Origin of the sequence: Streptococcus infantis, assembly GCF_047463615.1 — a bacterium.
In the GTDB taxonomy this organism is placed as follows: domain Bacteria; phylum Bacillota; class Bacilli; order Lactobacillales; family Streptococcaceae; genus Streptococcus; species Streptococcus infantis_X.
The window spans coordinates 22,999-35,197 of sequence record NZ_JASHDO010000012.1 but is presented as its reverse complement, the minus strand read 5'-3'; the positions used below and the strand labels follow the sequence as shown (position 1 = coordinate 35,197).

The 12,199-nt window shown below is 39.8% G+C and carries 12 protein-coding genes; 5 read left to right on the top strand and 7 right to left on the bottom strand.

Annotated elements, in window-relative coordinates:
* Window positions 1–28: 28 nt before the first annotated feature.
* The 4 genes from tpx to QM874_RS09150 form a co-directional block, all read right to left on the bottom strand.
* Entirely contained in the window at window positions 29–523 is a 495-nt protein-coding gene (gene tpx / locus QM874_RS09165) for a thiol peroxidase (protein WP_414317042.1), read from the bottom strand.
* Window positions 524–646: 123 nt separating this feature from the next.
* A complete protein-coding gene (gene psaA, locus QM874_RS09160; protein ID WP_049504473.1) occupies window positions 647–1,576 on the bottom strand; it encodes a metal ABC transporter substrate-binding lipoprotein/adhesin PsaA in 930 nt (309 codons plus the stop codon).
* 31 nt (window positions 1,577–1,607) lie between these two features.
* Entirely contained in the window at window positions 1,608–2,456 is an 849-nt protein-coding gene (locus tag QM874_RS09155) for a metal ABC transporter permease (protein ID WP_006148893.1), read from the bottom strand.
* A complete protein-coding gene (locus tag QM874_RS09150) occupies window positions 2,453–3,175 on the bottom strand; it encodes a metal ABC transporter ATP-binding protein (protein ID WP_414317041.1) in 723 nt (240 codons plus the stop codon). The genes QM874_RS09155 and QM874_RS09150 overlap by 4 nt, the downstream gene beginning before the upstream one ends.
* Window positions 3,176–3,355: 180 nt before the next feature.
* Between QM874_RS09150 and pepO the strand changes: the two genes are divergently transcribed.
* Both pepO and QM874_RS09140 read left to right on the top strand, forming a co-directional pair.
* Complete coding sequence (gene pepO / locus QM874_RS09145; RefSeq protein WP_414317040.1) at window positions 3,356–5,248, top strand: endopeptidase PepO; 1,893 nt, start codon at window positions 3,356–3,358, stop codon at window positions 5,246–5,248.
* Between the two features lie 88 nt (window positions 5,249–5,336).
* Entirely contained in the window at window positions 5,337–6,101 is a 765-nt protein-coding gene (locus tag QM874_RS09140) for a hypothetical protein (RefSeq protein ID WP_414317039.1), read from the top strand.
* A gap of 104 nt (window positions 6,102–6,205) precedes the next feature.
* On the opposite strand, the gene QM874_RS09135 is transcribed toward QM874_RS09140, so the two are convergent.
* From QM874_RS09135 to QM874_RS09125, 3 genes are all read right to left on the bottom strand, one after another.
* Window positions 6,206–6,835, bottom strand: a complete 630-nt coding sequence (locus tag QM874_RS09135; protein ID WP_414317038.1) for an MBL fold metallo-hydrolase — start codon at window positions 6,833–6,835, stop codon at window positions 6,206–6,208.
* Window positions 6,836–6,933: 98 nt separating this feature from the next.
* A complete protein-coding gene (locus tag QM874_RS09130; protein WP_414317037.1) occupies window positions 6,934–8,127 on the bottom strand; it encodes an oxidoreductase in 1,194 nt (397 codons plus the stop codon).
* Window positions 8,128–8,296: 169 nt separating this feature from the next.
* Window positions 8,297–9,373 carry a DUF2974 domain-containing protein gene (locus QM874_RS09125; protein WP_414317036.1) on the bottom strand — a complete coding sequence of 359 codons (1,077 nt, stop codon included), beginning with the start codon at window positions 9,371–9,373 and terminating at the stop codon, window positions 8,297–8,299.
* Between the two features lie 95 nt (window positions 9,374–9,468).
* Here QM874_RS09125 and QM874_RS09120 point away from each other — a divergent pair, with 95 nt between their 5' ends.
* The 3 genes from QM874_RS09120 (at window position 9,469) to QM874_RS09110 (ending at window position 12,198) form a co-directional block, all read left to right on the top strand.
* Window positions 9,469–10,146: a response regulator transcription factor gene (locus QM874_RS09120; protein ID WP_414317035.1), complete on the top strand. Its 678-nt coding sequence runs from the start codon at window positions 9,469–9,471 to the stop codon at window positions 10,144–10,146.
* Window positions 10,139–11,113 (top strand): ATP-binding protein, encoded by a 975-nt coding sequence (locus QM874_RS09115; RefSeq protein WP_414317034.1) that lies wholly within the window; start codon window positions 10,139–10,141, stop codon window positions 11,111–11,113. Before QM874_RS09120 ends, QM874_RS09115 begins: the two co-directional genes overlap by 8 nt.
* 326 nt (window positions 11,114–11,439) lie before the next feature.
* A complete protein-coding gene (locus QM874_RS09110; RefSeq protein WP_414317033.1) occupies window positions 11,440–12,198 on the top strand; it encodes an ABC transporter ATP-binding protein in 759 nt (252 codons plus the stop codon).
* Window position 12,199: the final 1 nt, after the last annotated feature.

The following is a 12,199-nucleotide window of genomic DNA, read 5'->3' as shown; positions in this document are numbered from 1 at the left end:
TTCTGTCTTGTTACAAGTGGGCTTTCTTTTAGTTAAGCGCCTTTGCTGCTTCAATGGCTGCTTCAAAGTTTGGCTCGCTGTTGATATTGTCCACATACTCAACATAACGGATAATATTGTCAGCATCAAGGACAAATACGGCTCGAGCAAGCAGATGCCATTCATTGATTAAGAGGGCATAATCTCGTCCAAAGGAGTGGTCGAAGTAGTCTGAGAGCATGATGGCATTTTCAATTCCCTCTGCGCCACACCAGCGTTTTTGAGCGAAGGGGAGGTCCATAGACACCGTTAAGACAACAGTGTTGTCTAAGCTAGCTAATTCTTGGTTAAAGCGACGAGTCTGTAGCGAGCAGATACCTGTATCGATAGAAGGGATGACGCTCAAAATCTTTTTCTTGCCTTCAAAATCAGCTAGTGTTTTTTTAGAGAGGTCAGTCGTTGTGAGAGAGAAATCAACTGCTTTGTCTCCTACTTGTAGTTGTTTACCTGTAAAGCTCACAGGATTTCCGAGAAAAGTTACCATAAGATACTCCAATCTTTTTTCTTCCATTTTAGCTAAAACAGTCAGAATTTTCCAATGATTTGACCGGAAATGTGGGTATAGAAAAACGTCATCTCACGTGTGAGAATGACGTTTTTCAGAGGCTTATTTTGCCAATCCTTCAGCAATCTTGTCAAGGTTGTATTTCATCATGTTGTAATAGCTATCGCCTTCTTTACCTTCTTCAGCGATTGAGTCCGTAAAGATTTGAGCATAGATTGGGATGTTTGTGTCTTTAGAAACAGTCTTCATTGGACGATCATCGACACTGGATTCAACAAATAGTGATGGAACTTTCATTTGGCGAAGTTTTTCAACCAAAGTCTTGATTTGGTCAGGAGTTCCTTCTTCTTCAGTATTGATTTCCCAGATATAGGCACTTGGGACACCATAGGCTTTAGAGAAGTATTTGAAGCATCCTTCGCTGGTTACGATGAGTTTTTTCTCAGCAGGGATGTTGTTAAATTTCTCTTTAGCTTCCTTGTCAAGTTTGTCTAGCTTATCAGTATATTCTTTGAGATTTTTTTCGTAGAATTCCTTGTTGCTAGGGTCTTTAGCGCTCAATTGTTTTGCGATGTTTTTAGCAAAGATCATACCGTTTTCAAGGTTAAGCCAAGCGTGTGGGTCTTCTTTGCCTTTTTCGTTTTGACCTTCAAGGTAGATAACATCAACGCCTTCGCTGACTGCAAAGTAGTCTTTGTTTTCAGTTTTCTTAGCATTTTCTACCAATTTTGTAAACCAAGCATTGCCACCAGTTTCAAGGTTGATACCGTTGTAGAAAATCAAATCAGCTTGAGAAGTTTTCTTGACATCTTCAGGAAGTGGTTCGTATTCGTGTGGGTCTTGACCAACAGGAACGATACTGTGAAGATCAATCTTGTCACCTGCAATATTTTTAGTAATATCAGCGATGATTGAGTTTGTAGCAACAACTTTTAGTTTTTGACCAGAAGCTGCATCTTTTTTTCCGCTAGCACATGCTACGAGAACAATGGCGGAAAGAAAAAGAACCAACAATGTACCTAATTTTTTCATTAGATCCTCCAATTTATTGGGGCTTTACCCCTTATTTTAACAAATGTTTATTTTTCAGTTTCAAATATCGTTGTTTCGGAGCGATAAAGAAGCTAATGAGAAAGAAACTAGCGGCTGTAAGCACGATACTAGAACCTGCCGCAACGTTAAAGCTATAGCCGATAAAGAGCCCCAAAACTGAAGCAGTAGCTCCAAAGGTTGAGGAAAGGAAAATCATGCTTTTCAGGCTATTAGCATACAGATAAGCAGTTGCAGCTGGGGTAATCAGCATGGCTACAATCAGGATAGTTCCGACACTTTGCATGGCTGTCACAGACACGAGAGTCAGGAGTACCATGAGAAGGTAGTGATAGAAATTGACAGGCATTCCCATGGCTTTAGCCAAGAGTTCATCAAAGGACGTTATCAAGAGTTGCTTGAAGAAAATCCAGATTAACAAGAGAATGGCTGCCCCTACACCCATAGTAATAAACATATCTGTATCTTGAACAGCAAGAATATTACCAAAAAGGATATGGAAAAGGTCAGTTGAACTTTTAGCGACACTAATCAAGATGATACCGAGAGCTAAGAAAGAAGAAAAGGTAATGCCGATGGCGGTATCGCTTTTGACAATCGAGTTTCCCTTGATGTAGGTAATGATGATAGCAGCTAGCAGTCCAAAGACAATGGCTCCGATAAAGAAGTCAATGCCCAAGATGAAGGAGAGGGCTACACCTGGTAACACAGCATGTGAAATGGCATCTCCCATGAGTGACATCCCACGTAGAATGATGAAACATCCTACAGCTCCAGCTACGACCCCGATAACAATAGCTGTTATCAAGGCATTTTGTAAGAAATGGAATTTTTGCAATCCATCTATAAATTCTGCAATCATAGGTCACCTCCATTGAAAAAGAGTCGATTACCGTAAGCTTCTTTGAGATTGGCTTGGGTAAAGGTTTCTTTGGTCGGACCAAAAGCAATCACTTCTCGATTGACAAGCAAGACTTGATCGAAGTAGTTGGGAACCTTGCTGAGGTCGTGGTGGACGATGAGAACCGTCTTCCCAGCTTTTTTCAGTTCTCTCAGCGTATTCATGATAATCTCTTCACTGACTGAGTCAATCCCCACAAAGGGTTCATCTAAGAGGATATAGTCGGCTTCCTGCACCAAACATCTGGCAATCAAGACCCGCTGGAACTGACCTCCAGACAGTTGACTGATTTGACGTTCAGCGTAGTCAGCTAGGTCGACGATTTCAAGGGCCTCTTGCACTTTCTTCCAATGTTTAGCATTTAAACTTCGAAAGAGAGGAATAGAGGGAAATAGTCCTAACGAGACGCATTCCTTGACCTTGATGGGAAAGTTGTAGTCGATATTGATTTTTTGTTCGACATAGGCGATTCGATGTAAGGATTTTTTAACTTCCTTGTCATCGAGAAATGCCTGACCTTGATGTGGGATAATTCCCAGCATACCTTTTAATAATGTTGATTTTCCAGCACCGTTGGGACCAATGATTCCGATAATTGTTGGTCCTTGGAGCACTAGTGAAATATCCTTAAGTGCCAACGTTTCTTTGTAGGAGACACTGAGGTTTTCGATACGTATCATAAACTTATATTCCTCCTAACTCTTAATATACCTTAAAAAAAAAATTAAGTCAAGTTAATTTTTCAAAAAATTAAAATATTAACAGTAAAATATTTAAGTTCTTTTAACCTTGTATTTTAATTGCATTCCCAGTTAATTTTTGTTAAGCTAAAAACAAGTACAAATGAAAGCGAGAACAAGATGACACGTTATCAAGACGATTTTTATGATGCAATCAATGGAGAATGGCAGAAGACAGCTGAAATTCCAGCAGATAAGTCTCAAACGGGAGGTTTTGTTGATTTAGACCAGGAAATAGAAGACCTGATGCTGGCGACAACAGACAAGTGGTTGGCAGGTCAAGAGGTGCCTGAGGATGCTATCTTGGCAAACTTTGTCAAATACCACCGCCTAGTTCGTGATTTTGACAAGAGAGAAGTTGACGGTATCACACCTGTCTTACCACTTCTTAAAGAATTCCAAGAATTGGAGACTTTTGCAGATTTTACTGCTAGACTAGCAGAGTTTGAACTTGCTGGAAAACCTAACTTCCTTCCTTTTGGTGTATCACCAGACTTTATGGATGCCAGAATCAATGTTCTATGGGCTAGCGCTCCAAGCACGATCCTGCCAGATACGACCTACTATGCAGAAGACCATCCTCAGCGCGAAGAGCTCTTGACTCTTTGGAAAGAAAGCAGCGCAAATCTCCTCAAGGCTTATGATTTCTCTGATGCAGAAATTGAAGACTTGCTTGATAAAAGACTAGAATTGGACCGTCGAGTTGCGGCAGTGGTGCTCTCTAATGAAGAAAGTTCAGAGTATGCTAAACTCTACCATCCATATTCATATGAAGACTTCAAAAAATTCGCACCTGCTCTACCTTTGGATGACTTCTTCCAAGCCGTTCTTGGGCAAGTACCAGACAAGGTTATCGTAGACGAGGAACGTTTCTGGCAAGCAGCAGATCAATTCTATAGTGAAGAGGCTTGGCCTCTCCTCAAGGCAACCTTAATTTTAAGTGTTGTTAATCTCTCAACCAGCTATTTAACAGAAGAAATCCGTGTCTTGTCAGGCGCCTATAGCCGTGCGCTTTCAGGAGTTCCAGAAGCCAAAGACAAGGTCAAGGCAGCCTACCAGCTAGCACAAGGTCCTTTCAAGCAAGCTTTAGGTCTTTGGTATGCCCATGAAAAATTCTCTCCAGAAGCTAAGGCGGACGTAGAGAAAAAAGTGGCAACTATGATTGATGTTTATAAGGAACGCTTGGCTAAAAATGACTGGCTAACACCAGAAACTCGTGACAAGGCCATCGTCAAACTCAATGTCATCAAGCCTTATATCGGTTACCCAGAAGAATTACCAGAACGCTACAAGGACAAGGTAGTGGATGAAAATGCTAGTCTTTTTGACAATGCTCTAGCCTTTGCGCGTGTGGAAATCAAACACAGTTGGAGCAAGTGGGACCAGCCTGTGGACTATAAGGAATGGGGAATGCCTGCTCACATGGTCAATGCCTACTACAATCCACAGAAGAATCTGATTGTCTTCCCAGCGGCTATTTTACAGGCGCCTTTCTATGACTTACATCAGTCATCTTCTGCTAACTATGGTGGTATTGGGGCAGTTATTGCCCATGAAATTTCCCACGCCTTTGATACCAACGGCGCTTCCTTTGATGAAAATGGTAGCCTCAAGGATTGGTGGACAGAGAGTGACTATGCTGCCTTCAAGGAGAAAACACAAAAAGTCATTGACCAATTTGATGGACAGGATTCTTATGGAGCAACCATCAACGGTAAATTGACTGTATCAGAAAACGTAGCTGACTTAGGAGGAATTGCTGCAGCGCTTGAAGCAGCTAAGAGAGAGCCAGACTTCTCAGCTGAAGAGTTCTTCTATAACTTTGCTCGTATCTGGCGTATGAAAGGTCGCCCAGAGTTGATGAAACTCATGGCCAGCGTTGATGTGCACGCCCCAGCTAAACTCCGTGTTAACATCCAAGTGCCAAACTTTGATGACTTCTTTACAACCTATGATGTCAAAGAAGGAGACGGCATGTGGCGCTCACCAGAAGACCGTGTGATTATTTGGTAAAGTAAGTCCTTAACCAAGTATCATCTTGGGATAAATAATTCATTTTTGAAGTTTATCCATCTGAAAATGCAATGCTATAGAGGTTAATATGAAGAAATATTTAATGATGCTTTCAGCTATTCTTTCGATTTCAGTTTTGGCATCTTGTGGTCTTAATAAGAATAATAGCAGTACAGAACCTTCATCTGCACTATCATCTGTTTCTAGAGACGATAAGTCTAGTACATCAACAGAAGCAAAGACTGAAAATACAAGCGACTCGTCAACCAAAGCGTCACAATCAACTGCTGAAAATAAGAAGGAAACGGGACCAGATTTGTATAAAGAAGTGATTGAACGTTATAATCACTATACAGAGCTTTTAAAACAAGGTAATAGAGAAGATTTATACGAGGAAAATAAACAACACAAGATTGTATCAGAAGAATATGGCATGATTTTCTCTCGAATGGATTATCAAAATGCACCAGACTTTAAATATGCCCTTCTTGATTTGAATAAAGATGGGCAAGATGAGTTACTTATTGGCGATGAAAAATTTGTTTCAGCCATTTACTATTTGGAAAATCAAAAACCAAACTTACTTCACACAGCTTATGTGGCTTCTGCAGGTGGTTTTCGCTCAGGTTTTGTTATTTACGAAAATGATCTAGTCTCTTATGCAGACTGGCAGTCAACTCGTCCAGAAATGAACCTGGCTCTATATTCGTTTGATAAAAATGGAGTGCAGAAGATTAAAGAAGCAACTATTCAAATCGGTGGTAATGAAAAAGCAGAGCAAGTTTTAGATATTTCTTCTGAAAAGCTTGATTTGTCTAACATTGACTGGAAAGAATTGAATCCTGCTAATTAGTTTTGAATTATTTTTCTAGTCAATTTTGATTCTACCGAGCAAGTAGTGATGTAGAAATTGAAGCTACACAAAAACCAAGGATGATTGTCCTTGGTTTTTATGTTTTAGAAAAATGGATTGAAAGTTTTTTCGTGAGCGATGGTCGTAGCCGGACCATGTCCTGGATAGACATCGTAGTTTGGAAGGGTGAAGAGCTGGGTTTGGACACTATGAAGAAGTTGTTCCATACTACCAGTTGGCAAGTCTGTCCGACCAATGGTTTCTCGGAAAAGGGCATCTCCCGTTAAGACCAAGTGTCCATCTGGGAAAACCAATGAAACTCCACCGATAGAGTGACCTGGCGTTGGTAAGACTGTGAAGCGGAATTCTTCAATCTGGTATTCTTCATGAAAGACATAAGTGTGTTCAGCTGGTTTGCAGATGACATCCGCCATATCGTCATGTCGAGGGAGACCTGAAAGGTTGTCAACAGGAGTATAGAGCCAAGAAGATTCACTTTCTGCCACATAGACTGGAGGATTTCCATAAGTATCTCTGACCAAGTCAAGACTCATAATATGGTCGTAGTGAGTGTGGGTCAGAAGAATGGCACAGACCGGTTTGTTGATGGTTTCGATAGTCTTACGAATGGCCTCCCAATGGCTACCAGGATCGACTACAATCAGGTGTTGGTCTCCTTCGAGATAATAAGTGTTTTCATAAGCAACAGGATTCACAGTTTTATGGATTTTCATAGAATTTCCTCTTTCAAAGCATTTACTCCTACTAGTATAACACAGAAGCACAAAATAAGAAATCAAGAAGAAAGTCCCTTCAGAGAAGAGACCGATCTTTATTTAAACTTAAAACCTTCATAGATGAGTTCTGCTTTTGGATGTTTTTCTTTAATGCTTTTAGAGATGGCTTCCATCATGACTAAAGGTCCACACATATAAATGCTTGTTTGATCTGGAATATCCTCATTTTCAAAGTTTAAGTAGCCATCTTGGGTGCTGTCTATCAAGCGAAGGTCAAAGTTGGGATTTTTCTCAGCATAGGCATGAAGTAGATTGAGATAGACTGCATTTTCCTTACCACGATAACTATAGTAGAATCGAACGCTCTTAGTCAGAAAAGGATTTTCTCGGATATACGAGATAAAGGGAGTAATTCCAATACCACCAGCTATCCAAATTTGCTGATTTTGTCCTTGTGCTAATAACATATGTCCATAAGCTCTATCAACTGTTACTTTACTACCAACTTTTAGATTTTCATAGATATTTTTGGTATGGTCACCTGAGTTTTTAATTGTAAAATAAAGTGTTTTTCCACTTCCACCAGAAATAGAGAAAGGATGGGGAGCTTGTTCAAAACCTTCTTGAAAAATCTTAAGAAAGGCAAATTGTCCGTACTTATACTGGAATGGTTTGCTAAGCTTAATTTCAAGCTCAGTTGTATCATGGTTGAGGTGCTTGATACCAATAATTTTACCTAGATGAGTAAAACTAATTTGTTGATAAAGGAAAATGATGTAAAATCCAGCGATTAAACCAAGAATTGCATAGATTCCAACCAGAAAACTGAGGAGATTAAGACCGAAGAGTCGTTGACTCATCATCATGTATACGTGAAGAAGTCCAAAGATATAAGCTAAATACACGACACGATGGATCCATCTCCAAGCTTCGTATTGGAGATATTGACCAAGGTAGGCAACTAAAACAATACTGATAAATATATAGATACCAATATTTCCTAATTGAGATGCGAGCCGAGAACCCCATAATCCTCCCATACTGAAGTTATGAAATAAAAGGAGTAGGATGGATAAGAATGCTGTAAACTTATGAGCAGAATACATATTTTCAAGTCCATTAAACCACTCTTCTAAAAAGGGTAAACGTGTGGCAAGGATAAAGGCCAGTGAAAGTGTGGTTAAAGCTAAGCCAGGAATCAGGAACTGTGGACTCCCAGAACTCAGCCAGCCTAGGATAGTCACCAGCATGCTAGCCACAATAAATAAAATGCCTTTTATTGATTTCATATAAAAATTCCTTTCAAAGAGATATATTTTGAAATGTTGTAACAAAATATGTTACAATTTTTCAAAAAAAGAGAAACTCGTCAAGAAAGAGAGTGAAGAGTATAAAAATAGAAGCCGGGATAAAAATCCCGACCTCGATTTTGATTAGCAACGAGCTTTTGAAAATGAATTAGAAATGATTCTTCCAGGCTTGGAAACGAGCATCCAGCAGGAGTTGTGTCAGATTTTTTAAGATTTCGACTTGCTCGGGCTCCAATGTCTGAGCTTGAGAAACAAGTTGTCGAACATGGTCAATAGCATTTTTAGAAGACAGTTCATTAATGGAGCTAATTCCAGATTCTAGGATGGTTCCAAAAAAGAGATCGAAGTAGAGCTCCAATTCCTCATCGGGAACACTATCCACCCATTCTTTGAGAGTGTCTTTAATTTGGAGACTCTCGCTACTGATGGCCTCTAGTTGGACAAAGTGATTATCATCAGTTTGCCAACTAAAGGTGCTGTGTTGGGCGATTCCTCCGAGAGCCGTAGATTTGACGACGGTAGGAGTATCAGGAACTTCCAGCATCATGCCGATGACAGAACCTTGTGGGACGAAACGGTGAACTTTTGGAATAACATCTTGATAACCAGTGGTCTCAGTCAGATGAGCCTGCAAACCAGGGGCATCATAGGTATAAACTGCAGATATCTTGTCTTGCAATTCAGGTCGAATTTGACTGGCAGCATAGACGGCTAGATTTCCACCTTTAGAATGTCCAGCAACCATTACTTTTTGTTTTGGATGCTGAGTAAAGAATTCTTCCAAGTATTCAAGAGCATGTTTTTGGGCAGGGATTTCCTTCATGTAGGTCATGTGGAAATCTTCCTTCCAACCAATAATACTATCGTCTGTACCTCGAAAGACAATCAGATAAGTATCTAAATCAAGGCGATAGGTCATAGCAGCGAACTGTTTCTGTTGCTCCGTATCAACCTCGTTTACAAAGTTAGAGAGTTTGCTATTTTTAAAACGTTTGTGCTGGGATAACTGATCCAGGAGCTGGAGACGTTCTTTATTGGTCAACATGGTGCTTTCTCGAGGAACAAGTGTTGCGACATCGCTTAAGCGATTGACAGGCTGGTCCAATAGGTTATCAAAAGAAAGATAGGTCAGCTCTGTCAGAGCTAGTATATCCAGTTCATTTAAGGGAAGATCGTAAAAAGAATCGTATTGAACATCAGTTAGGTAGTCGAAAATATTGGCCATGAGAACTCCTTTCTTAACTTTTATCTTATCAGATTTACATCAATTTCGCTAGTAGTGAGGAGAATTTTGCTATAATATAGAAAAAGGAGGAGCAGATGCATAAGATTTTACTAGTAGAAGATGATCCAGTCATCCGTCAGCAAGTTGGGAAAATGCTCTCTGAATGGGGGTTTGAGGTAGTCATGGTAGAAGACTTCATGGAAGTTCTAACCCTATTTGTTCAGTCTGAACCTCATCTGGTTCTCATGGATATTGGCTTACCTCTCTTTAATGGTTATCACTGGTGCCAGGAAATTCGCAAGATTTCTAAAGTTCCCATTATGTTTCTGTCTTCGAGAGACCAGGCCATGGACATCGTTATGGCTATCAATATGGGAGCGGATGACTTTGTAACCAAGCCTTTCGACCAGCAGGTACTTTTAGCAAAGGTACAGGGCTTGTTGCGTCGTTCCTATGAGTTTGGACGGGATGAAAGTCTCTTAGAGTATGCTGGAGTTATCCTCAATACCAAGTCTATGGATGTGCATGTCAATGGCAAAGCTATCAGTTTAACCAAGAATGAATTTCAGATTTTACGTGTCTTATTTGATCATGCAGGAAATATCGTAGCGCGTGACGACCTGATGCGGGAGCTCTGGAATAGTGACTTTTTTATCGATGATAATACCTTGTCCGTAAACGTCGCCCGCTTACGTAAGAAATTGGAGGAAGAAGGTTTGATTGGTTTTATCGAAACCAAGAAAGGAATAGGGTACGGATTGAAACATGCTTGATTTTAAAAGTTTTTTTCTAGCTTATATCCGTTCGCGCAGCCGTTTTTTCGCTTTTCTTATCTTACTTACAGGTTTACTTTTTCTCTTTGAGGTCTTATTTGATAACCAAGTGCCCTACTTTAATTATTTCTTCTTTCTATCTACCTTTTTAACACTTTTGTTTTTGGTCTATGATTTCTTGATAGAATTGCAACGCTATCGTAAGGAATTGTTTTACGGAAAAAGAGAAGCCAAGTCCCCAATGGAGGTCCTACTAACTGAAAAACTAGAGAAAAGTGAAGAGGAACTCTACCAAAAGAAATCAGATGCTGAAAACCGCTACAATGATTTGGTGGACTACTATACACTCTGGGTGCATCAGATAAAAACACCAATTGCGGCCAGTAAACTTCTAGTGAGTGAGGTGAAAGATCGCCAATTGAAACAACAGTTGGAACAGGAAATTTTTAAGATTGATTCCTATACAAACCTCGTTCTCCAATACCTACGCTTAGAGAGCTTCCATGATGATCTGGTGTTGAAGAAAGAAAATGTGGAGGATTTGGTCAAGGAAGTCATTCGCAAATATGCCATTTTCTTTATCCAGAAAGGTTTAAGTGTTAATCTGCATGACTTGGATAGAAGCATTGTAACGGATAAAAAATGGTTGCTAGTAGTCATTGAACAAATCCTTTCAAATAGCCTCAAATACACAAATGAAGGTGGAATTGAGATCTATATGGAAGATCAAGAACTTTGCATCAAAGATACTGGGATTGGCATTAAAAACAGTGATCAATTGCGAGTTTTTGAACGCGGATTTTCAGGCTACAATGGTCGCATGACCCAGCAGTCATCTGGTCTTGGACTCTACTTGACCCAAAAAATCAGCCAAGAATTAGGACATCAAATCCGTATTGAATCTGAACTTGGTCAAGGTACGATTGTGCGTATCAAGTTTTCAGAAGTAAATCTACTGATCGAATGAAAAGAATTGCTAAGAGCTTGGAAGAAACCTTTCAGGCTCTTCTTTAGACCTTGTAAGGGTAAGAAAGCAGGTTTCAATTAGATAAAAAATTGTAATCTTACAAAAATGTAAGATTACAGCCCTATTTTGTAAGGTTATGTTATGGCAAGCCCTCTTTATTTGGAGTAAACTTATAGCATAAAGAAAAAGGAGAGAAACCATAAAAACAATCTTACAAAAGAAACATACAAGTAAACCAAGTCCAAAAGAGATCAAGCGAGTTCAGCTGGGATGTGCCATTATGCAAGCACAGTTTCAATTGATGGGTTATTAAGAAGGAGAAAATCATGACACTATTAGATGTAAAACACGTTCAAAAGATTTATAAAACTCGTTTTCAAGGCAACCAAGTAGAAGCCCTCAAGGATATCAACTTTACGGTTGAAAAAGGAGAGTATGTTGCAATTATGGGTGAGTCTGGATCTGGTAAATCAACTTTGTTAAATATTTTAGCTATGTTGGATAAACCAACTCGTGGTCAGGTCTTTCTAAATGGAACAGACACAGCTACCATTAAAAATTCTGAAGCATCAAGTTTCCGTCGTGAAAAACTAGGTTTTGTCTTCCAAGACTTCAATTTATTAGATACGCTTTCTGTTAAAGACAATATCTTGCTTCCTCTAGTTTTATCAAGAAGACCTATCACTGAGATGATGAAAAAATTAGTTGTGACAGCTGAAAATCTTGGCATCAACCAATTGCAGGAGAAGTACCCTTATGAAATCTCTGGTGGACAAAAACAAAGGGTTGCAGTTGCACGGGCTATCATCACAGAGCCAGAAATTCTCCTCGCTGATGAGCCAACAGGAGCCCTAGACTCTAAGTCATCTGCAGCACTGCTAGATGTCTTCGATGAGATTAACGAGCGAGGTCAAACCATTCTCATGGTAACCCACTCAACAGCAGCTGCTAGCCGTGCAAAACGTGTTCTTTTCATCAAGGACGGTATTCTCTATAATCAAATCTATCGTGGTGAAAAGACGGATCGTCAGATGTTCCAAGAAATCTCTGACACCTTGACTGTTATGGCAAGTGAGGTGAACTAGT

What these genes read in the sequence shown, in the direction of transcription:
- tpx (WP_414317042.1), bottom strand. Translation starts at nt 523, where the DNA reads ATGGTAACTTTTCTCGGAAATCCTGTGAGCTTTACAGGTAAACAACTA.
- psaA (WP_049504473.1), bottom strand. Translation starts at nt 1,576, where the DNA reads ATGAAAAAATTAGGTACATTGTTGGTTCTTTTTCTTTCCGCCATTGTT.
- QM874_RS09155 (WP_006148893.1), bottom strand. Translation starts at nt 2,456, where the DNA reads ATGATTGCAGAATTTATAGATGGATTGCAAAAATTCCATTTCTTACAA.
- QM874_RS09150 (WP_414317041.1), bottom strand. Translation starts at nt 3,175, where the DNA reads ATGATACGTATCGAAAACCTCAGTGTCTCCTACAAAGAAACGTTGGCA.
- pepO (WP_414317040.1), top strand. Translation starts at nt 3,356, where the DNA reads ATGACACGTTATCAAGACGATTTTTATGATGCAATCAATGGAGAATGG.
- QM874_RS09140 (WP_414317039.1), top strand. Translation starts at nt 5,337, where the DNA reads ATGAAGAAATATTTAATGATGCTTTCAGCTATTCTTTCGATTTCAGTT.
- QM874_RS09135 (WP_414317038.1), bottom strand. Translation starts at nt 6,835, where the DNA reads ATGAAAATCCATAAAACTGTGAATCCTGTTGCTTATGAAAACACTTAT.
- QM874_RS09130 (WP_414317037.1), bottom strand. Translation starts at nt 8,127, where the DNA reads ATGAAATCAATAAAAGGCATTTTATTTATTGTGGCTAGCATGCTGGTG.
- QM874_RS09125 (WP_414317036.1), bottom strand. Translation starts at nt 9,373, where the DNA reads ATGGCCAATATTTTCGACTACCTAACTGATGTTCAATACGATTCTTTT.
- QM874_RS09120 (WP_414317035.1), top strand. Translation starts at nt 9,469, where the DNA reads ATGCATAAGATTTTACTAGTAGAAGATGATCCAGTCATCCGTCAGCAA.
- QM874_RS09115 (WP_414317034.1), top strand. Translation starts at nt 10,139, where the DNA reads ATGCTTGATTTTAAAAGTTTTTTTCTAGCTTATATCCGTTCGCGCAGC.
- QM874_RS09110 (WP_414317033.1), top strand. Translation starts at nt 11,440, where the DNA reads ATGACACTATTAGATGTAAAACACGTTCAAAAGATTTATAAAACTCGT.